This is a genomic window from Saprospira grandis DSM 2844 (assembly GCF_000275825.1).
GTDB lineage: Bacteria > Bacteroidota > Bacteroidia > Chitinophagales > Saprospiraceae > Saprospira > Saprospira grandis_A.
This window is the reverse complement of sequence record NZ_JH719941.1, coordinates 1-19,497: the sequence shown is the minus strand read 5'-3', so window position 1 is coordinate 19,497 and position 19,497 is coordinate 1. Positions and strand designations below refer to the sequence as shown.

General features: G+C 47.5%; 18 protein-coding genes. 4 read left to right on the top strand and 14 right to left on the bottom strand.

Going from position 1 to position 19,497, the window contains the following annotated elements:
* The first annotated feature begins 77 nt into the window (after positions 1 to 77).
* The gene (locus SAPGRDRAFT_RS00100) at positions 78 to 731 is read left to right on the top strand and encodes a MarC family protein (protein WP_002656161.1); all 654 of its coding nucleotides are present in this window, start codon (positions 78 to 80) and stop codon (positions 729 to 731) included.
* A 1,016-nt stretch (positions 732 to 1,747) separates the two neighbouring features.
* The gene (locus SAPGRDRAFT_RS00085) at positions 1,748 to 2,116 is read left to right on the top strand and encodes a helix-turn-helix domain-containing protein (RefSeq protein ID WP_002656159.1); all 369 of its coding nucleotides are present in this window, start codon (positions 1,748 to 1,750) and stop codon (positions 2,114 to 2,116) included.
* 39 nt (positions 2,117 to 2,155) lie between these two features.
* On the opposite strand, the gene SAPGRDRAFT_RS00080 is transcribed toward SAPGRDRAFT_RS00085, so the two are convergent.
* From SAPGRDRAFT_RS00080 to SAPGRDRAFT_RS00015, 14 genes are all read right to left on the bottom strand, one after another.
* A complete protein-coding gene (locus tag SAPGRDRAFT_RS00080; protein WP_002656157.1) occupies positions 2,156 to 2,758 on the bottom strand; it encodes a transferase hexapeptide repeat family protein in 603 nt (200 codons plus the stop codon).
* Positions 2,759 to 2,773: 15 nt separating this feature from the next.
* Positions 2,774 to 3,547 (bottom strand): enoyl-CoA hydratase/isomerase family protein, encoded by a 774-nt coding sequence (locus SAPGRDRAFT_RS00075; protein WP_002656156.1) that lies wholly within the window; start codon positions 3,545 to 3,547, stop codon positions 2,774 to 2,776.
* A 181-nt stretch (positions 3,548 to 3,728) separates the two neighbouring features.
* Positions 3,729 to 5,795 carry a phenylacetic acid degradation bifunctional protein PaaZ gene (gene paaZ, locus SAPGRDRAFT_RS00070; RefSeq protein ID WP_002656153.1) on the bottom strand — a complete coding sequence of 689 codons (2,067 nt, stop codon included), beginning with the start codon at positions 5,793 to 5,795 and terminating at the stop codon, positions 3,729 to 3,731.
* Between the two features lie 257 nt (positions 5,796 to 6,052).
* Positions 6,053 to 7,270 carry an acetyl-CoA C-acyltransferase gene (locus SAPGRDRAFT_RS00065; RefSeq protein ID WP_002656150.1) on the bottom strand — a complete coding sequence of 406 codons (1,218 nt, stop codon included), beginning with the start codon at positions 7,268 to 7,270 and terminating at the stop codon, positions 6,053 to 6,055.
* Positions 7,271 to 7,537: 267 nt separating this feature from the next.
* Entirely contained in the window at positions 7,538 to 7,972 is a 435-nt protein-coding gene (locus SAPGRDRAFT_RS00060; protein WP_002656147.1) for a PaaI family thioesterase, read from the bottom strand.
* A complete protein-coding gene (locus SAPGRDRAFT_RS00055; RefSeq protein WP_002656145.1) occupies positions 7,965 to 9,122 on the bottom strand; it encodes a 3-hydroxyacyl-CoA dehydrogenase NAD-binding domain-containing protein in 1,158 nt (385 codons plus the stop codon). The genes SAPGRDRAFT_RS00060 and SAPGRDRAFT_RS00055 overlap by 8 nt, the downstream gene beginning before the upstream one ends.
* 10 nt (positions 9,123 to 9,132) lie before the next feature.
* Entirely contained in the window at positions 9,133 to 9,918 is a 786-nt protein-coding gene (locus tag SAPGRDRAFT_RS00050; protein WP_002656143.1) for an enoyl-CoA hydratase-related protein, read from the bottom strand.
* A 9-nt stretch (positions 9,919 to 9,927) separates the two neighbouring features.
* Positions 9,928 to 10,419: a 1,2-phenylacetyl-CoA epoxidase subunit PaaD gene (gene paaD / locus SAPGRDRAFT_RS00045; protein WP_002656141.1), complete on the bottom strand. Its 492-nt coding sequence runs from the start codon at positions 10,417 to 10,419 to the stop codon at positions 9,928 to 9,930.
* Between the two features lie 173 nt (positions 10,420 to 10,592).
* Positions 10,593 to 11,351: a 1,2-phenylacetyl-CoA epoxidase subunit PaaC gene (gene paaC / locus SAPGRDRAFT_RS00040; RefSeq protein WP_002656140.1), complete on the bottom strand. Its 759-nt coding sequence runs from the start codon at positions 11,349 to 11,351 to the stop codon at positions 10,593 to 10,595.
* A 33-nt stretch (positions 11,352 to 11,384) separates the two neighbouring features.
* Entirely contained in the window at positions 11,385 to 11,669 is a 285-nt protein-coding gene (paaB, locus tag SAPGRDRAFT_RS00035) for a 1,2-phenylacetyl-CoA epoxidase subunit PaaB (protein ID WP_002656138.1), read from the bottom strand.
* A 155-nt stretch (positions 11,670 to 11,824) separates the two neighbouring features.
* Positions 11,825 to 12,787 (bottom strand): 1,2-phenylacetyl-CoA epoxidase subunit PaaA, encoded by a 963-nt coding sequence (gene paaA / locus SAPGRDRAFT_RS00030; protein WP_002656135.1) that lies wholly within the window; start codon positions 12,785 to 12,787, stop codon positions 11,825 to 11,827.
* Between the two features lie 91 nt (positions 12,788 to 12,878).
* Positions 12,879 to 13,949 carry a 1,2-phenylacetyl-CoA epoxidase subunit PaaE gene (paaE, locus tag SAPGRDRAFT_RS00025; protein WP_002656134.1) on the bottom strand — a complete coding sequence of 357 codons (1,071 nt, stop codon included), beginning with the start codon at positions 13,947 to 13,949 and terminating at the stop codon, positions 12,879 to 12,881.
* Between the two features lie 199 nt (positions 13,950 to 14,148).
* Positions 14,149 to 16,227 carry an alpha-ketoacid dehydrogenase subunit alpha/beta gene (locus tag SAPGRDRAFT_RS00020; protein ID WP_002656132.1) on the bottom strand — a complete coding sequence of 693 codons (2,079 nt, stop codon included), beginning with the start codon at positions 16,225 to 16,227 and terminating at the stop codon, positions 14,149 to 14,151.
* 98 nt (positions 16,228 to 16,325) lie between these two features.
* The gene (locus tag SAPGRDRAFT_RS00015) at positions 16,326 to 16,907 is read right to left on the bottom strand and encodes a TetR/AcrR family transcriptional regulator (protein ID WP_002656130.1); all 582 of its coding nucleotides are present in this window, start codon (positions 16,905 to 16,907) and stop codon (positions 16,326 to 16,328) included.
* A 246-nt stretch (positions 16,908 to 17,153) separates the two neighbouring features.
* On the opposite strand from SAPGRDRAFT_RS00015, the gene SAPGRDRAFT_RS00010 reads away from it, so the two are divergent.
* Together SAPGRDRAFT_RS00010 and SAPGRDRAFT_RS00005 are read left to right on the top strand one after the other, a co-directional pair.
* A complete protein-coding gene (locus tag SAPGRDRAFT_RS00010; protein ID WP_002656129.1) occupies positions 17,154 to 18,431 on the top strand; it encodes a sigma 54-interacting transcriptional regulator in 1,278 nt (425 codons plus the stop codon).
* 10 nt (positions 18,432 to 18,441) lie between these two features.
* Positions 18,442 to 18,789 carry an Hpt domain-containing protein gene (locus SAPGRDRAFT_RS00005; RefSeq protein WP_002656127.1) on the top strand — a complete coding sequence of 116 codons (348 nt, stop codon included), beginning with the start codon at positions 18,442 to 18,444 and terminating at the stop codon, positions 18,787 to 18,789.
* Positions 18,790 to 19,497: the final 708 nt, after the last annotated feature.

The window sequence follows — 19,497 nt, the reverse complement described above, 5'->3', positions numbered from 1 at the left end:
GCTAAAAATTTAGTCTGCTGCTCTAGATTTGCCCCGCAAAACAAATCCAACTCATTCGCAATAAAAAAACAACTACAATGAGCGAAAACTTGGCTTTTGGCCTTTTGGCCTTCACCTCCTACTTTTCTATTGTCAATCCATTGAGCACTATGCCTGTCTTTATGACCATGACCAGCGAATTGACAAAACAACAGCAGCGGGCCACAGCAAAAAAAGCCGTCATTGCCGCCTTCCTAACTATGTTGGCCTTTGCCCTTTCTGGGCAGCTTTTGTTTTCCTTTTTTGGTATTTCGGCCAATGCTTTTCGCATTGTGGGCGGAATCATCTTTTTCCAAATGGGCTCCGATATGTTGCAAGCCCGCTTGGGCCGCATTAAGGTCCGTGAGGAAGAAGTAAAATCTTATGTTACCGATATTTCCATTACGCCCTTGGCCATTCCGCTTATTTGTGGCCCCGGCGCAATCACCAACTCGATTATCCTGATGCAGGATGCCGATAATATTGCTCAAAAATTTATTCTCATTGGCAGTATGGCCCTTATTCTAGCCCTCACTTATGCCATTTTATATGCCTCTTCAACCATCTCGAAATGGCTGGGCGAAACGGGCAACAAAATTATGCTCCGCCTGATGGGCCTGATCGTGATGGTGATCGCCGTAGAGTTTTTCCTCAGCGGTTTGCGCCCCATTTTGGCCAGCATTTTTCCCTCTTTGGCGGTGGTCAGCCCCTAATTAAAGACAAAATACTCACTTTATAAAGCTCTTCCTTTTTTGGGAAGGGCTTTTTTGTTTTGGGGCTGCCCCGCCCTGCGGGCGGGTCGGGCTGTGTCGGGGCTCGCTCTTCGCTCGGCCCTGCAGGCAGGCGATGCCTGCCTTGGGTCTGCGGCTGCGCCGCCCCCCCTTACCATCCCTCAGCCAGGCGGCTTCGCCGCCTCTAACTGCAAAATTGGTCCACGGCAGCAATAAAGATTCCGTTATTTCTTTAAATCTTTAATTCTTTATTTAACGGAATCTTTATTTCGTTAATTCTTTAATTAAAGATTTCTTTATTGCTACTATTCGCTGTAAATCAGGCATTTAGCTTTAAATCCAAAACCATTGAAGCAAAATTTTGCACAAAAAACAAGCGGCTATATGCCTTTAAAAATGCCTTGACTAGCTTAAATTTTTTATCAAAAAATGGCCAAAGAAAAAAGATAGGCTGAAAAAAATGGATGAGCGGCCCAGCGCTGCGCAGCGGTGGCCCAAAGGGCCAGACCAAAGCCGCCAGAGGCGGCTGCAGGGCCGAGCAGACCTGCGAGCCGCGCAGCATAGCGGCGGCCAGCTTTGCTGGCCGCGGGCCCCAAATTATACAGCTAGCTCCCCTCCTATAAAAGCAGCTTTAATGACTTTTTCACTTTTTTCTTATTAAAAGGAAAAAGTTGAGGGACCAGTAAATTTTGGCCATAAAAAAGCCAGCGCATATGCGCTGGCTGCAGTGAGTCTATTCAGTTAAAAACTGAAATCTTTTACTAACTTTCATCATAGCAGATGGATCTGCTAGAGAGGAGGAAGCATAGCTTAACAAGGGCAATAATACATTTATTAGATGGTAAGTTCAGATTTTAAGCTCCTGTTATTAAGCAAATCGACACAATGGAAGAAAAAAAGCTTTTACTCCTTTTATCCTTACAAACTTTTCCCTAAAAAAAGGAACTAAAGATTATAACAGGCACATAGCTATTGCAAACAAGCAAAAATAAAATTCTATGAAGAAAATAACTAGTGTCAATGAACTGATTAGTCAAAAGTATGGCGCTCCTAATACAAAGGAAAGAGCAAATTTTAGCACTGCTAGTTTGCTTATGCATTTTAATGAGGAGATGAATGAAATTCCTGCCGAAAACATTAGTGCTCGTCAAGACAAAGCCATGGAAATATTTGGGCTAATCAAAGAAATAAGGGAGCAAGCAGGACTCACGCAAGAAAATATAGCCGAAAAAACAGGACTAAAAGCAAGCTATATATCAAGAGTAGAAAATAAAAAGGCAGATATTCAATTCTCCTCTCTTTTAAAGATTTTAGCTGGATTAAACATTGATATTCAATTCTCTTTTAGAGAAACAGAAACAACTTAGCCATAAAAAAGCCCCTACAATTTGCAGGGGCTTTTTCATTTATTTCCGCTTTGTTCGCTTCAGGCTTTCAAATTCGGCAAAAGCTTGACGGCCAGGCCGCCCTTCTTCTGCTTGCCGTAGTGGCGCGCAAACGTTTAAACTCTCTTGGCAATCTTTGGGTAATTGCTGGTAAAGTCCGGTCCCTTTTCGCTTCCAAGCAATCATTTCATCGCTTAGCTCTTTGATAATTCTGGCGGGATTTCCAACCACCAAAGAACGAGGCGGAATCTGCATTTCGCCTTTTAAGAAACTCAAAGCGCCCACAATACTATGGGCCCCTAGGCGAACATCATCCATCAAAACCGCATTCATACCGACCATCGTATTTTCTTCCAAATGCGCCCCATGAATAATGGCTCCATGTCCCACATGCGCCCCAGCTCCAAAATAAGCCGAGCGGCCCGGAAACATATGGACCACGCAGTTTTCCTGAATATTGCAGCCCTCTTCTAAGCGAATTTCTCCCCAATCTCCACGCAAAACAGCCCCCGGCCCAATATAACAATGCGCTCCAATGAACACATTGCCCGTTACATTGGCCTGAGGGTGCACAAAAGCCGTTTCATGCACCACTGGGCGGTATCCTCTAAACTCGTAAAACATGTTTTTCGCTTTTGCTTAGGCCTTGGCCTTAAAGTCATTGATGGCATTTACGGTAAACTCCGAAAGGACCAAACGCCCACTAATGGCCGCTCGCTCGGCCAAAAGCTCATCCCAGTTTTCACTGCCTTTCCAGCAAATTCCTTTGAGCTCTTGCATGGCCTCAGGGCTAGAATTTGACAAGTTGAAGCTCAATTTCAAGATGGCCTCATCCATCAATTCCGCACGCTCAAATACTTCGGTAAAGAGTCCTTTTTCTCTGGCCCATTCTGCCGAATACCATTGTGTCGCATTGATGGCCATTTGCGAAAAAGCCGATAGTCCCACTTTGCGCTCTACCGCTGGCCCCACCACAAAAGGACCAATACCAATGGCCAATTCGCTCAATTTTACGGAGGCGTATTTGGTGGCAAAACAATAGTCGCAGGCAGAAGCCAAACCAACTCCGCCGCCTACCGCCTTACCCTGTACTCGGCCAATAATCAATTTTGAAGATTTGCGGCAAGCATTGATGACATTGGCAAAACCCATAAAAAAGGCCTTTCCGGTCTCCAAATCCTTAATCGAAATCAATTCATCAAAGCTAGCTCCCGCACAAAATGTGCGATTACCCTCGCTCTGCAAAACAATCACTTTTACCGCCTCCATAGCCGATACTTCCGTGATCGTATTGGCCAATTTGGCCAGCAATTTCCCAGGCAAAGAGTTATGCGCAGGATGGTAAAAACTAATTTTTGCCACGCCTTTCTCTACCGCCAATTCTACTTTTCCTAACTGCCTCTTATCTTCCATGCTATCTCGTTTTTATACTATATTTTAATGTTTTGGGGCCTCCTGCCTTCGGCAGGCGCTACGTTTCGCAGCTCGCAAGTCTGCTCGGCCCTTCGCCAGCTTCGCTGGCTCGGTCTGGCCTTCGGCCACTGCTGCACATCGCTAGGCCAGGCGGGCCTTCGGCCCGCCTCTACGCCCAAATTTAGTCAATTCCATTTTGGTCCAACATCTTGACCATAGTCAAAATGGTGGCAATGGCCACACTTTCGCCAGTTTCATCATAGACATCTACCAAAAACTTGACAATGCCCTTAGCAATATCTTCTGGCTCTCGCTTTTCTTGGGCCACTTTTTCCTTAACCGTCAAGCGCACACCAATCGTCATTCCTGGATAAACGGGCTTGACAAAGCGGCATTCCTCTAAGCCATAATTGAGCAAAACCGGCCCTTTTCTGGGCTCAACAAATAAACCGGCGGCCTTGGCCAAGACAAAATAACCATGTGCCACTCGCTGCTCAAAAATGGTCCCCTCCAAAGAGGTGGCATCCATATGCGCATAAAAGTTGTCGCCGCTCACATTGGCAAAGTTGGTAATATCGGTCTCGCTAACGGTATGTTTGTGCGTGATCCAAGTTTCGCCTACCTGCAATTCTTCAAAATGCTTGCGGAAAGGATGAACTTGGTCCTCAATATAGCGGCCACCATACTGATAGGTTTGCGTGATATTAGAAAGGCTGCTTGGACTTCCCTGCAAGGCGGTTCGCTGTAAATAATGCTTAACACCACGGATTCCGCCCATTTCTTCTCCACCACCTGCTCGTCCAGGACCGCCATGGCTCAATAAAGGCATGGGCGAACCATGTCCAGTGCTTTCTTTAGCCGAATCGCGGTTGAGAATCAAAATACGCCCATGATGACTAGCCGCCTCCATGACAAAATCTCTAGCTTCTGTGTCGTCTGCAGTAACAATAGAGGCTACTAAAGAGCCTTTTCCCATTCGGGCCAAGGCCGCAGCTTCTTCTGTATTATCGTAAGGGATCAAGGTACTGGCTGGACCAAAAGCTTCTAGTTCATGTACTCGACTGGCTTTGAAACCATCTGCACAACGCATGAGCATAGGGGCCAAAAATGCCCCTGTTTCTGCAGAAGCGCCCATCACGTCAAAGTCGGTCATTTGGCCAAAAACTAATTCGTTTTCTTCTGACAAAAGACCAACTTGTTTGCGCACTTCGGCAACCTGCTCTTTGCTCGCCAAGGCGCCCATGCGCACCCCCTCTAATTGAGGGTCGCCCACTACTGTTTTGGCCAATTGTTGGCTCAACGCCTCTTGGACCGCATCCATTTGCTGGCGAGGGACCAAAATGCGGCGAATAGCCGTACATTTTTGTCCTGCTTTTACGGTCATCTCTTTGCGCACCTCTTTGATAAATAGATCAAATTCGGGCGTGCCGGGCAAGGCATTGAGGCCCAAAACAGAACAGTTCAAAGAGTCCGCTTCCATATTAAAGGGAACCGCCTGCTCGAGAATTTGGGGCAAGCTTTTGAGCATACGGCCCGTACTAGCCGAGCCCGTAAAGGTCACCACATCTTGAGAAGTCACCGGATCCAAAATGCCAACCCCAGAACCACAAACCAACTGCAAAGCGCCCTCGGGCAAAATGCCAGAAGCCACAATATCTTGCACCATGGCTTGGGTCAAATAAGAAGTTTGCTCAGCAGGTTTGACAATAGCAGGCATACCGGCCAAAAGATTGACCGCCAATTTCTCTAGCATTCCCCAAATGGGAAAATTAAAGGCATTGATATGAATGGCCACCCCACGACGAGGGACCATAATATGTTGGCCCACAAAGGTCCCTTCTTTAGACAAAGGAGCCGTTTCGCCATCTACAAAATAGGGTTGGTCTTGAAATTTTTTACGCAAAGAAGCATAAGCGAAGAGCGTCCCAATTCCCCCATCAATATCAATCCAGCTATCGACTTTGGTGGCCCCAGTTTGGTAACTCAGGGGATAATATTTCTTGCGCATTCCATAAAGGTGCAAGGCCAATTTCTTGAGCATTCTACCTCTTTGGTGAAAAGTCATTTTGCGCAAATTGCGGTTACCGACTTCTCTGGCGTATTGAGCCATGGCCGCATAATCTAAACCTTGGCTGCCTACGGTGCTAATCAATTGGCCCGTAATGGCATTGTATTGTGCAATGCCTTCGCCTTCATGTGGCTGCCATTGCCCCAACGCAAAGTTGGGAATATTGGGAGTTGTTGACATCTTCTTTATTTCTTTAAATCTTTATTCCGTTAATTCTTTATTTCTTTAATTAAAGAAATCTTTATTGGCCCAAATAGCTACTTATCAGCTAGTTGTAAATTTTAGGGCCAAAGCGCAAGACTGTTATTTGGCCTAGCGATGTGCAGCAGTGGCCGAAGGCCAGACCGAGCCAGCGAAGCTGGCGAAGGGCCGAGCGAATAGCGAGCTGCGAAACGTAGCGCCGCAAGGCGAAGCCGCAGCGGAGGCCCCAAAACACCTTATACATTTACATTTTTGATGATAGTTGCATAACCTTGACCCACGCCAATACACATCGTCACCAAAGCGTATTTTCCGCCTTTGCGCTGCAACTCTCGAGCGGCAGCCAACAGAATGCGGGCGCCCGTTACCCCCAAGGGATGGCCAATGGCAATCGCGCCGCCATTGGGGTTAATTCTGGGATCATCATCGGCTAGACCGAGGCTACGAGTGCAAGCCAAACTTTGGGCAGCAAAGGCCTCATTGAGCTCAATCACATCCATTTGATCGAGGCTGAGTCCAGCTTTGGCCAAGGCTTTTCGGCTAGCTTCTACGGGACCGATCCCCATAATTCGAGGCTCTACGCCCACCACCGCCGAGCTAATAATTTGGGCTAAGGGCTGCAATTGGTAGCGCTCTACCGCTGCTGCCGAAGCAATAAGGTTGACCGCTGCGCCATCATTGAGACCAGAAGAATTGCCCGCCGTCACGCTACCGCCTTCCTTGCGAAAAGCCGCCCGCAACTTGCCCAAAACTTCTAGACTAGAATTGGGTTTGATGAACTCATCTTGATCAAAAATAAGGTCCTCTTGCTTGCGCCTTTTGATGGCAATCGGCACAATTTCTTCGGCCAAAATGCCTTTTTCTTGAGCGGCGGCCGCCTTCATTTGAGAGCGATAGGCAAAAAGATCTTGATCTTCTCTTGAAATATGGTGAAGGTCGACCAAATTCTCGGCCGTTACGCCCATACCATCTACCCCATAAATTTCTTTCATTTTGGGGTTCACAAAGCGCCAACCAAAGCTAGAATCATGCATCTGCGCATCTCGGCCAAAAGGTTTTGAGACCTTAGAAATGACCCAAGGACCGCGGGTCATGTTCTCCACGCCGCCAGCCAAAAACAGATCGCCATCGCCCGCCATAATGGCCCGATGCGCATGAATAGCCGCTGACATACCCGAAGCACAAAGTCGATTCACCGTTTCGCCGGGTACCGAATAAGGCAAACCGGCCAACAAAAGCGCCATACGGGCCACATTTCGGTTGTCTTCTCCGGCCTGATTGGCGCAGCCCAAAATCACATCATCATAACTATCTTGCGAAATATTGGGATGGCGGGCCACCAATTCCTTAATCACATGGGCCGCCAAATCATCGGTCCGAACGGGCGATAAAGTCCCGCCAAAATTACCGATGGCCGTGCGTACACCATCCACCAAAAAACTTGCTTTAGACATATTGTTGTTGCTTGTTGTTCTCTTAGAACGCATTTAAAATAGGGGGGCTTCCCCGCCCTGCGGGCGGGTCGGGCTGGGTACTCCCGTTGGTCGTCGAACTGGCGCCCCTTTAGGGGCTGGTTGTCGCAGCTCGCTGTTACTTGCTTCGCTGCGTCGGCTCCCGTTGGTCGGGTCGCTCGGCCCTGCGCAGGCTTCGCCTGCTGGGTCTGGCCTAACGGCCACTGCTATCCATCCCTAAGCCTGCGGCGGCTTCGCCGCCTGTCTCGGCTAGGCCAGCTCCTCTGGGGTCCAGCTTTTAGAAGAGCGGTAAACCGAGCCTTGGAAAATGGCTACTTGTTCGCCTTTTCCGTTATAAATATGGACCTTATAATGGGCCAATTTGGGGTGCAAATACTCTTCTTCGGCCCTCGCTAATAATTTTTCGCCATCCGCCACCGCCAAAGTATGCACAATAGAGGTATTGATCGAGCGGCTTTTTGGACCATGTGCATTGGCCGCAAAAGCCAAGGCTGTATCGGCCAAAGAATAGCAAATGCCGCCATGCGCAATACCAAAACCATTGGTCATCTCGGGACGAACCCGCATGCTTAGCTCGGCAAAACCTGGGCGAATTTCATCTACCTGAATGCCTAGCCATTGGCTAAAGGCATCTTTGGCCAACATCTGTTCGCCCACGATCCATTCTGCTTTTTCTTTAGACATCAAAAGAGGTATTTTCTTGGGCCATTCTTCTCAACAAAGGCGAACAGCGATAACGATCTTCTCGATAAGTATCATAAAGGGCATCGAGTTGCTCTACACAATGAGCGGCGCCCAATTCATTGGCCCAAGCCAATAATCCTTTAGGATAATTGACGCCTTTGGTCATGGCCAAATCAATATCCTTGGCGCTAGCTACCTGCCAAAAGAGGGCATCGGCAGCTTCATTGATTAACATGGCCAGAATGCGGTGCAAAATCTGCTGGCCCAACAGCTCCTCTTTTTGTGGAGCGGGGGCGGTTGCGCCTTCTGCATAATCATAATAGCCACGGCCCGTTTTTCGGCCCAAGAATCCCGCCTCAGCCAAGCGCTTTTGCGTAAAAGCAGGCTTATAGCGAGGATCGTAATAAAAAGCTTTAAAAACGGTTTCGGTCACGGTATAATTGATATCATTCCCGATATAATCCATAAGGGTAAAAGGGCCCATTCTAAAACCTCCCAACTCCTTCATGGCCCAATCAATAGTGGCCACATCAGCAATGCCCTCTTCTAAAATGCGAAGGGCTTCGCCATAAAATGGGCGAGCCACCCGATTGACAATAAAGCCTGGGGTGTCCTTGGCCAATACGGTCAGTTTGCCCCAGCCATCAATAATTGCTTTGGCTTTTTGGGTGGCCTCATTGGCCGTTTGGACCGCTGGAATAATTTCGACCAGCTTCATCAAGGGAGCGGGATTAAAAAAGTGAATCCCCAATACTCGATTTGGATGCTGGCAAGCTGCTGCAATAGAAGCAATAGAAAGCGAAGAGGTGTTAGAAGCCAAAATACAATCCTTGGCCACTAGACTTTCTAGCTCTTGAAAAACGGCCTTCTTAATCTCCAGATTTTCCACAATGGCCTCAATCACTAGGCCCGAATCGGCCAATTTTTCGAGTTCAGAGATGGGCTCAATTCGGCCATAAATGGCTTTGGCCTCTTCTTGGTCCAAACGCCCTTTTTCAACTAAGCGATTGAGAATTTTCTTTAGCTTTCCTAGGGCCTTTTCTAGGGCCTGTGGAAACTTGTCATATAAGTATACAGAATGGCCTTGAGTGGCGGCAATTTGAGCAATGCCGCTGCCCATAGATCCAGCTCCAATAACAGCAACTTTCATGTAAATCACTTTATTTGTCTTGATTAAATTTGGGGGCACGTTTTTCTAAAAAGGCGGCCACCCCTTCCTTAAAGTCAGGCGAATAGCCTGCTTTAATTTGCAAGTCCGATTCTAAATCGAGCTGTTCTTCTAAGGTATTCGTAATAGAAGCATTGAGCAGGCGTTTGGTCCAACCCAAAGCTTGACCAGGCATATTGGCCAAGCGCTCTGCCAATTGTTGAGTGGCGGAGTTTAGTTCCTCTGCGGCCACTACTTTATAAATCATCCCTAGCTCTAGGGCTTCTTGAGCAGTAAACTTCTCGCTGAGCATGAGCATAGCGTTGGCTCTTTGCCAACCTACTAAGCGGGGCAAAATATAGCTTCCGCCGCTATCGGGTACCAAACCAATTTTGCTAAAAGCTTGAGTAAAGCTGGCCTTTTCGCTACAAACTACAAAATCACAAGCCAAAGCGATATTGGCTCCTGCGCCAGCAGCCACTCCTTGCAAAGCGGCAATAATGGGTTTTTCGGTCTGGCGAATTAGGCGAATAATGGGATTGTAATGCTCTTCTAAAATGGCCTCAAAGTTAATCCCATTATTGGGGTCGGTCACTTCATTGAGGTCTTGGCCAGCGCAAAAGCCTTTGCCCTGGGCCGTTAACACAATCACCCGAACGCTTTGGTCCGCAGCGGCTTCTTCCAAAGCGGCAATAAGGGCCAAAGCCATCGGGCGATTGAAACTATTATATTGTTTGGGCCGATTGAGCGACAGCTCTAAAATGGCCCCTTCTTGTTTTTTCAGTAGTAAGTCAGACATATTTGCTTTTTAATGACATTTAAAGTAGTCAAAAGGCTCTTTGCAATCTTGGCATTGATACAAGGCCTTGCAAGCGGTAGAGCCAAACTGGCTCAACTGCTTCGTATTTCTAGAATCGCAACGGGGGCAGGCGGGTTTTGGCGCCTCCCCAAAAAGTGCATCGATGCGGCCCGCCTGCCCCTCAGGAGGAGCAATGCCATAGGCCCGCAGTTTTTTTCGGCCCTCTTCCGTCAGCCAGTCGGTGGTCCAGGCTGGACTAAGCACCATGTTGATTTTTACGGGATGAATGCCTTGGGCCTCTAGTTCTGCTACAATATCAAAGGAAATGGTACTCATAGCGGGACAGCCCGAATAAGTCGGCGTCAAGTCGATTTCTACCCCCTCTTCTTCAAAGGGGCGAATGGCCCGGACCACGCCCATATCCAAAACCGATAGGACCGGAATTTCGGGATCTTTGACCTGAGCCAAATAGCCTTCTACTTCTGCAATTTGTACCGCCATAATGGGATAAAGATTTCTTTAAATAAAGAATTAACGGATTAAAGAAATAACGGAATCTTTATTTCTTTAATGGGCCAAGTGCGGGCCTGGCCACAACAAGCCCTTTAGGGCGCAGTTCGACGACCGAAGGGAGTAACCGCCGCAACATTATATTCAGCGGAGGCCCCAAAACATTACCATTCTGCTCCTGGATAGGTTCTTTGAAGCACCTGCAATTCGGCCAAAAGGTGGCCTAAAAATTCGGTATGACTGCCCTCTTTTCCTCCTTGTTGGAAGGGTTCATAATCGGGTTTTCTGAGGGTAGCTTTGGTCAAAATTTCTTCTACTCGCTCAAAATAAGGCGCTTTGAGCTGTTCTAAATCCACGGCAATGCCAGTAGACAAAAGCGTCTGATCGGTAGCATTGGGCGTGCAAAGCTCGGCGGTATAATCCCAAAGGTCATCTAGGGCCGTTTGCATTTTTTGGCGGCTCAATTCGGTGCCATCGCCTAGGCGGATGCACCATTCGGCGCTAAAGCGAAGATGGTAGCGAATTTCTTTAATCGACTTGCGGGCGATTTCTGCTAGGCGGGCATCGCTGCTATTTTCTAGGGCCTGATAAAAGAGTTGATTATAGGCATCGAAAAGGAATTGGCGCAAAATAGTATAGGCAAAATCCTCATTGGGATACTCTACTAGGAGGGGATTGCGAAACTCTCTTTCGGTCCGAAAATAGGCCAAATCATCTTCTGTGCAGCCATTGCCCTTCAGCTCGGCGGCATATTGATAAAGTGAGCGCGCTTGGCCCATTAGGTCCAAAGAAATATTGGTGAGTGCAATATCTAACTCTAGTTCTGGGGCGTGTCCACAGCATTCTGCTAGGCGTTGGCCCAAAACGAGGTTGCTATCTGCCAATCGGAGGACATAGTCCAGTAAGGCGGCAGCTTGATCCATAAGATTCAGTTTTTTTGGTCTGAGCAAATAGGGCTACATATGGCCCACTTCATCGGGAATATCATAGAAAGTGGGGTGGCGATACACCTTAGATTTTGCTGCCTCGAAGATATATTCGTCTTCGGGTTCAGAGGCCACAATTTGGCTAGAGGGGATCACCCAGATGCTCAAACCTTCATTTCTTCGCGTATATACATCTCTGGCATTTTCTAAGGCCATTTGTGCATCTACGGCATGCAGGCTGCCCACATGTTTGTGCTGCAAACCCGATTTACTTCTGATAAACACCTCCCATAGAGGCCATGATTTCTTATCCATTGCTTGTTATTTTTAATGTTTTGGGGCCTCCGCCTCGCTTCGCTCGTCGGCGCTACGTTACAGGGCTCGCAGGTCTGCTCGGCCCTGCAGCCGCCTTTGGCGGCTTTGGTCTGGCGCTTTGCGCCACCCTTTCACATCGCTAGGCCAATTCCGTTTTAGGCGATGCCCTCTTCCTTTTGGCGGGCGGCTCGCTTCTCGGCATGAGCCATAGCAGCTTCTCTGACCCAGGCGCCATTTTCATGCGCTTTGCGTCTTGTTTTCAGGCGATTTTTATTGCAAGGTCCTCGACCTTTAACCACGGCCCAAAATTCATCCCAATTGATTTTGCCAAAATCGTAATGGCCTCTTTCTTCATTCCATTTGAGGTCTGGATCGGGCAAAGTTACGCCCAAGTATTCGGCTTGGCGGACCGTTGCATCGACAAACTCTTGGCGGAGTTGATCATTTGATTTTCGCTTGATTTTCCAGGCCATAGATTGGGCAGAATGCGTAGATTCTGCATCACTTGGTCCAAACATCATGAGAGAGGGCCACCACCAGCGATTTACGGCATCTTGTAGCATTTTTCGCTGCTCTTCGGTGCCTTGGCTAAGGGCCAAAAGAATTTCGTAGCCTTGGCGCTGATGAAAACTTTCTTCCTTACAAATGCGCACCATAGCGCGGGCATAAGGACCATAAGAGGTGCGGGTTAGCATTACTTGGTTCATAATGGCTGCACCATCAACCAACCAGCCCACCGTTCCGATATCGGCCCAAGTTTGGGTGGGGTAATTAAAGATGCTAGAATATTTGGCCTTGCCAGTTAGCAATTGCTCAAATAGCTCATCTCGGTTGATGCCCAAAGTTTCGGCAGCGCTATACAGGTAAAGGCCGTGGCCGGCTTCATCTTGCACCTTGGCCAAAAGGGCCACTTTACGGCGGAGGCTGGGCGCTCTCAAAATCCAGTTTCCTTCAGGTAGCATACCCACTACTTCAGAGTGTGCATGCTGAGAAATCTGGCGAATTAGGGTTTTGCGGTACGCCTCTGGCATCCAATCTTTGGGCTCTATTTTTTGTTCGGCATCTACCTTAGCTTGAAAACGCGCTTCTAATTTTGCAATATTGATTGACTTGGTCATAAATATTCTATTTTATCATCTTAGTCAGGATAGACTTAAGGCTCGATTCTTTAATATAAGGAAAAATACGAACGCTTGTTCGTACGCTCAATTAAATATCATCAAAATCGAGCATGATTTCTTCTGATTTGGGGTAAGCTTGGCAACTGAGAACGAGGCCATCGGCTACCTCTTCTGGTTCTAGGGCATAATTGACCATCATCTCCACTTCACCTTTTTTGAGTCGGGCCTTGCAGGTGCAGCAAACGCCCCCTTTGCAAGCAAAGGGCAGGTCAGCACCTTCCTTCATAGAGGCATCCAATAAATTATCTTGGCCAAAGGGCAAATCAAACATAAAGCTGCGGCCATCTACACGGACCTCTACTTTGGCGACTTTCCCTTGGTTTTCTTTTTTAATTTCTGGTTTTTTCTGGCCCTTTTGGTTGGTTCCAAACAGTTCAAAGTGAATATTTTTTTGAGGAATGCCCTTATTGGCCAAGCCTTCTTTGAGGGCAAGAATCATGGTTTCTGGTCCACAAAGGAAACATTCATCAACTGTATTGAGATCGACCAAAGTTTGGCTAATGGCCTCAAACTTTTGGGCATCGATGCGGCCAAAAAGGATATCTTCATCTAGTTTTTCGCGGCTGAGGATATAAATGATCGTAAAGCGCTCTAAGTACTTATTTTTCAGGCCTTCTAATTGCTCATGAAAAATAATATTTCGGGTATTTTTATTGCCATAAAGCAAAGTAATCTGGCTATTGGGTTCTGTTTCTAGGGTCGTTTTGATAATCGACATCATGGGTGTAATGCCACTACCTGCGGCCACACAGAAATAGTGTTTACTTTGTTGGGGGTCTAAATCTGTATAGAAATTTCCCATAGGGGGCATAGCCAAGAGCTCATCACCTACCTTTAGAGTTTCATTGGCAAAAGTAGAGAACTTACCGCCGGGCAATAATTTGACGGCCACCCGAAGCTCTTGGTCTAGGGGGCTAGAGCAAATCGAGTAACTACGGCGAACATCTTCTCCATTGATTTTGGTTTGCAGGGTCAGGTATTGGCCCTGAACAAACTTAAACGTCTCTTGGAGGTTTTGGGGGATGGCAAAAGCCAAAGAGCGGCAATCCTCTGTTTCTTGGCGAACATCAGACAATTGGAGTGGATATAATTCGGTCATATATAGTCAGTGTTTTTTAAATTCAATCTTCAGTGGTTAGGCGGCCAAAGAAAAAGGCCCAGCCTTAGCTATTTGGTGGAGCGGCCTAGCGATGTACAAGGGTGGCCCTCAGGGCCAGACCAAGCCAGCTTGCTGGCGAAGGGCCGAGCAGACCTGCGAGCCCTGAAACGTAGCGCCCGCCGAAGGCGGGAGGCCCCAACTAATACTTCAGTAACTTTTCTAAAGCAGCTTGGACCTTTTGGCTAGAGGGGAGCATGGCTTTTTCTAGATTTTCGTGCAAAGGGATAGCGGGTAAATCTTCTGCGCCTAAAGTTTGGACGGGGGCATCGAGTGACTCGAAGCAATTTTCTTGGATTCGGGCGGCGATACTTTGGGCAAAAGTGCAATTTACAGGCTCCTCGGTGAGGACTAGGCAGCGGTGATGTTTTTTGAGCTGGGTATAAATCATTTCGGTATCTAGAGGAGCCAAAGTGCGGAGATCTAGAATGGAAACTTGGCCGGGGAAAGCCTTGGCCGCATTAAGGGCCCAATGCACGCCCATACCATAAGAAACGACCAAAGCCACGGGGCCTTCCGCCTTTTTATCTTCGCTGGCTTCTAGGACCATATTGGCTTGGCCAAAAGGCAAAGCATAATTGCGATCGGGCATAATCGTTCGGGCGGCGGCGGTGCCAGGCACCTTAGACCAATACAGCCCTTTGTGTTCAAAAATGACGACGGGATTGGGGTCTAAATAAGCCGACTTCATCAAGCCTTTTAGGTCGGCGCCATTACTAGGGTAAGCAATCTTAATTCCTTTGATATTAGTGAGGACTGATTCTACGCTAGAAGAGTGATAGGGTCCACCACTACCATAAGCGCCGATAGGCACACGGAGAATCATGCTTGCGGGCCATTTTCCGTTAGAGAGGTAGTAAGACCGGCTAACCTCTGTAAACAACTGATTGAGGCCGGGCCAGATATAATCGGCAAACTGGACCTCTACGATAGGGCGAAGGCCAGTAGCGGCCATGCCCACCGTACTTCCAATAATAAAGGCCTCTTGGATGGGCGTATTAAACACTCGGTCATCGCCAAACTTTTGGGCCAGGGTGGCGGCTTCGCGGAAGACCCCACCTAAGCGGCCGCCCACATCTTGGCCATAGAGCAAACATTCGGGGTGGTCCTCCATGAGTTCTTGAACGGCAAAGAGAGCAGAATCCACCATCACTTTTTCCTCTCCATTGGCTGGGCGGCGTTCGCCTTGTTCGCTGCTAACAGGCGTGGGGGCATAAACATGTTTAAAAATATCTTCTGCTTGAGGGTCTTCTTGGGCCAGGGCGCGTTCAAAATCGGCTTGTACCTTTTCTTTGGCGGCTTGTTCGATCTCTTCAATATCGCTTTGGCTAAAGCCTTCAGTGAGCATTTGGCGGATAAAAATGGGTGTAGGATCTAATTTGCGCTGTTCTTCGAGGTCGTCTCGATACCACTCCATACGCACTCCAGAAGTGTGGTGATTGAGCAAGGGCACCGAAGCGTGTAGTAAAAAGGGGCGACGTTCTTTGCGCATGATGCGCAGAATATCTTGAATCTCGAGATAGCTCTCTAAAAAGTTATTGCCTTGGATTTGGCGGGCCTCGATGCCGTGAAAACCTTGAATATATTCAAAGGCATTTTGGGCGCGGGTTTCTTCGGCATTGGCAGAAATATCCCAGCCATTATCTTGGACCACATACAAAATGGGAAACTGTTTGAGGGCGGCCATTTGGAAAGCTTCTGCCACCTCACCCTCTGTAACTGAAGCATCGCCCAAAGAGCAAACTGCAATAGGGAGTTGGCCCTGAAAATCTTCGGTATAAAGGCCCATTTTTTCTTTGTACTGGATTCCCATGGCTACTCCGGTGGTGGGAATAGCTTGCATCCCTGTGGCCGAAGATTGGTGGGGAATTTTGGGTTTATCCTCATCCTTTAGGCTGGGGTGCGAATAATACGTTCGGCCTCCAGAAAAGGGATCATTTGCTTTGGCGAGCAATTGCAGCATCAAATCATAGGGCTGCATACCAATAGCCAGCAAAAGTGCATCATCGCGGTAATAGGGGGCCACAAAATCTTGAGGAAGCAATTGGCTACCTAAGGCCACTTGCAAAACTTCATGCCCTCTAGAAGTGGCATGCACATACTTAGAGACCAACTTGAAATTATCTTCATAAAGGCTGGCCATAGCTCTAGCTTGGCTGGCCAAAAAGAAAGATTGGCGCAAAGTCGCCTTATCGATTTGGGTGCTCATATTGCTTTCCATAAGTAGTTTATTTCTCTTGATTGAATTGGGCGAGCTAAATAATACGAACAAATGTTCGTTTCTATAAATTTGGTTTCAAAAAAAAGGCCTTCAAGCATTTATTTTTGAATTCCTTTGAGCAAAATGCGCAGCACTTGTTCCTCTAATTCGCTGGCGGTAAGTTCGCTATTCCGATGATTCCAATTGGGTAGCCAGTGAATAGCATTGAGCAGGGCATAAAGCAAGAGCTCTGTATCTAAATTTGGCAATTCTTCCTTAGCTACGGCTTGCTGAATAATGGATCTAAAGCGATTTTCATAATCTTTGCGCAGGGCTCTAAACTCTTCGAGTTGGGGGCTACTGAGGTGTTTCCACTCATCATTGAAGACCGTTAGGCTACTGACCTCTTTGAGGGCCTTGCGAATATGGAAGCGCAGCAGGCGTTCAATTTTTTGGCCTTGGCTAATGGGCAGCTGCTCGACCTCTTGCATGGCTTTGAGAAAATCTTGGGCATGTTCAAAACAAATTTGCTGCAAAATCTCTTCTTTGGATCCGATGTAGTTATATAGGCTAGAGGCTCGAAGCTCTACTCGCTCGGCTAGGTCGCGCATGGAAGCTGCTTGATAGCCTTTTTCTTTAAAGAGTTGAGCGGCGGCTCGATAAATTTGAGATTTTTTGCTTTCTTTTTCTAAACTAGGCATAAGTTTTATTTTCATTTTGGCCCAAAGGAAATCGAGCGTTTTCCAAAATTACAAAAAAGCCCCAACTTTTGCCTAAGGCTTGGAAAGGGCCCTCGGCCTAGCGATGCGAAAGGGGGCGGCGAAGCCGCAGACCGAGGCCGTTAGGCCGAAGGGCCGAGCAGACCTGCGAGCTGCGAAACGTAGCGCCTGCCGCAGGCAGGAGGCCCCAAAAAATAAACATCCTCTTATTTCTTCAATTTTTATCTGATGAAAGCGCCTTTACGACTGGGATTATGGGCTTGGCCCAAAGCAGAAAAGCAAGTGCTACTGGCCAGTTTGCAAAGCATAAAGCATTGGGAATTGGGGGAGGAAAAACTGGGAGCTTCTATTTTGCCTTTTTCGGCTTTGGCTGATTTGAGTGCCAGTCAAGTGCGTCAATTGGGGCAAATATTTTGCTGGGCGCCCGAAATCAGCTGGGAAGATTATCAAGATTTATTGGCTCGGCAGGTGTTGGTATTTCGGGCGCCTTTCGCCATTTTTGTGCAGCAGCTTTTGCCCTTTCTGCAAGCTTGGTGGAAGGAGCAAATGGCCTTGGATCAGGAAGAGGAGGCTATTTTGGCCGAATTTGCCGAGCTAGGGCTTTGGGGGCAAAGCAAACTGATGATTCGTCTCTTTAAACGAGCCAAACTTTTGGCCCAAAGCAAGGACTTTGTCTTTTTGCAAGGGCCAGCAGGTAGCGGAAAAAGCTGGTTGGCGGGGGCCATGCATGGCCTTTCTCCCTTCGAGCAAGAGCCCTTTATGAGGGTTAGCCTGATGGACCACAAACTGGAAGATTTGGAGCGCTTGCTTTTTGGCCAAGGCAAAAAAAAAGGCCGTGAACGGCATTTTGGCCTGCTCTCTAGCCGAGGATTTCAGGCCCTCTTGATTCAACATATAGAGCTACTGCCCTTTGACTTACAAGAACTATTGGCCAAATTATTAAAAGAAGAAAAATACATTTTACCCCAAGGCGATAGTCCCGTTTTTCTCAACCAAAAATTGTATCTGAGTAGCAGCAAAGATCTCGATTATTTGCAAGAACAAAAGAAGTTTTCTAGCCAACTACTCCAGCAACTAAAAGAAAGGAAACTACGCATTCCCTCTTTGTCAGAAAGAGGAAAAGGCGAATTGATTCAGCTTAGCCAGCAGTTTTTAAGACAGTTTTGTGAAGAGCAGGGCCTGCAGCTAAAGAGCCTGCAAAAATCGGCACAAAACCGCCTGAAAAATTGGTACTTTAGCGAAAACCTCCGCGAGCTCAAACAACTGATCGAACGCTCGGCCCTACTGAGCACTGGCCGTTTTATTAAGAGTAAAGACCTTTGGCTAGAAGATGACTTTAAACAAGAGGTCCAACAATGGATCAAAAACGGAAGCAGCATGCAAGCCTACCAACGACAAATTATTAGGCATCAACTCTATGTCCAAAAGAATCATGTTGTCAAAGCCGCTCAGGCCCTAGGTATCGGAAAATCCACCATTTACCGCATCTTAGAACAAGAAGAATAAATAGCAAAATATGACTGCTCTACACATCCAATTAGGTCGCCTAAAACAGTTAGTGGGCCAAGAAGAGGAACAATGGCGCCCCTTTCTTCTTGATTTCGCTCAAGAACTTCAACAGATGCAAGCAGCCCTAAAAAGCGCCAAAATCAATAATAATTGGTCCAAAATTAGCCAACTACTACATCAACTAAAAAGCAATTTATATTTGTTTGGCTGCCTAGAAGCTTATCAAAATGCCCAAGATTTAGAGGCTTTTACTCAACTGAAATCTCCAAAAATGAGCCTGTTTACAGACAGCTTTCAAGACTTTTTAAGTCTGCTTAAATGCATAGAACTAGAGGCCCAAAACTGGCCCAAATAAACATTTTTCGTATATATAACGAATTCTTTAATTAAAGAATTAACGAAATAAAGATTCCGTTAAATAAAGAAATCTTTATACTGAAAATCAATAACTTAGGGCAAGTTAAGCCAAAAACCAAGGCCCTAATATTTTCAAGTAGCAGGTTTTAAATCAATTTAATAACGCTATTTAGGGGCTTCCCCTTCGGCCCTCTGGGCCTGCGGGTCGGGCTGTCTCACAGCTCGCTATTCGCTCGGCCCTGCGCCCCAAAAAACGCCGAGCGTTTTTTGGGGCTGGGTCTGGCCTGCCGGCCACTGCTGCCCATCCCTAAGCCGGCTCGCTGCGCTCGCCTCTGTCCGCAAAATGAGGCCAGCAGCGCAAAAGGCCCTCAGTTCACTTATGAGCGACTTTCACCAACCGTCTGGACCCAATACACCACAACGGGATTTAAATCGCTTAGGCGGGCCGCCAGGGGGCTTAAACGGCCAACTGGTTGCAAATAGCAAACCCCAATGACGAGAAGGGGCCATTTTTTTTTCAAAATTCAGATTCGCCCCCAGTTTTCGCCAAGGCCAAGCAGCCACCCACCCAAAAGGCCCTCAGTTCGCTTCTAAGCGACTTTCACCAACCGTCTGGACCCAATACACCACAAAGGGATTTAAATCGCTTAGGCGGGCCGCTAGGGGCTTTAAACGGCCAACTGGTCGCAAATAGCAAACCCCAAGG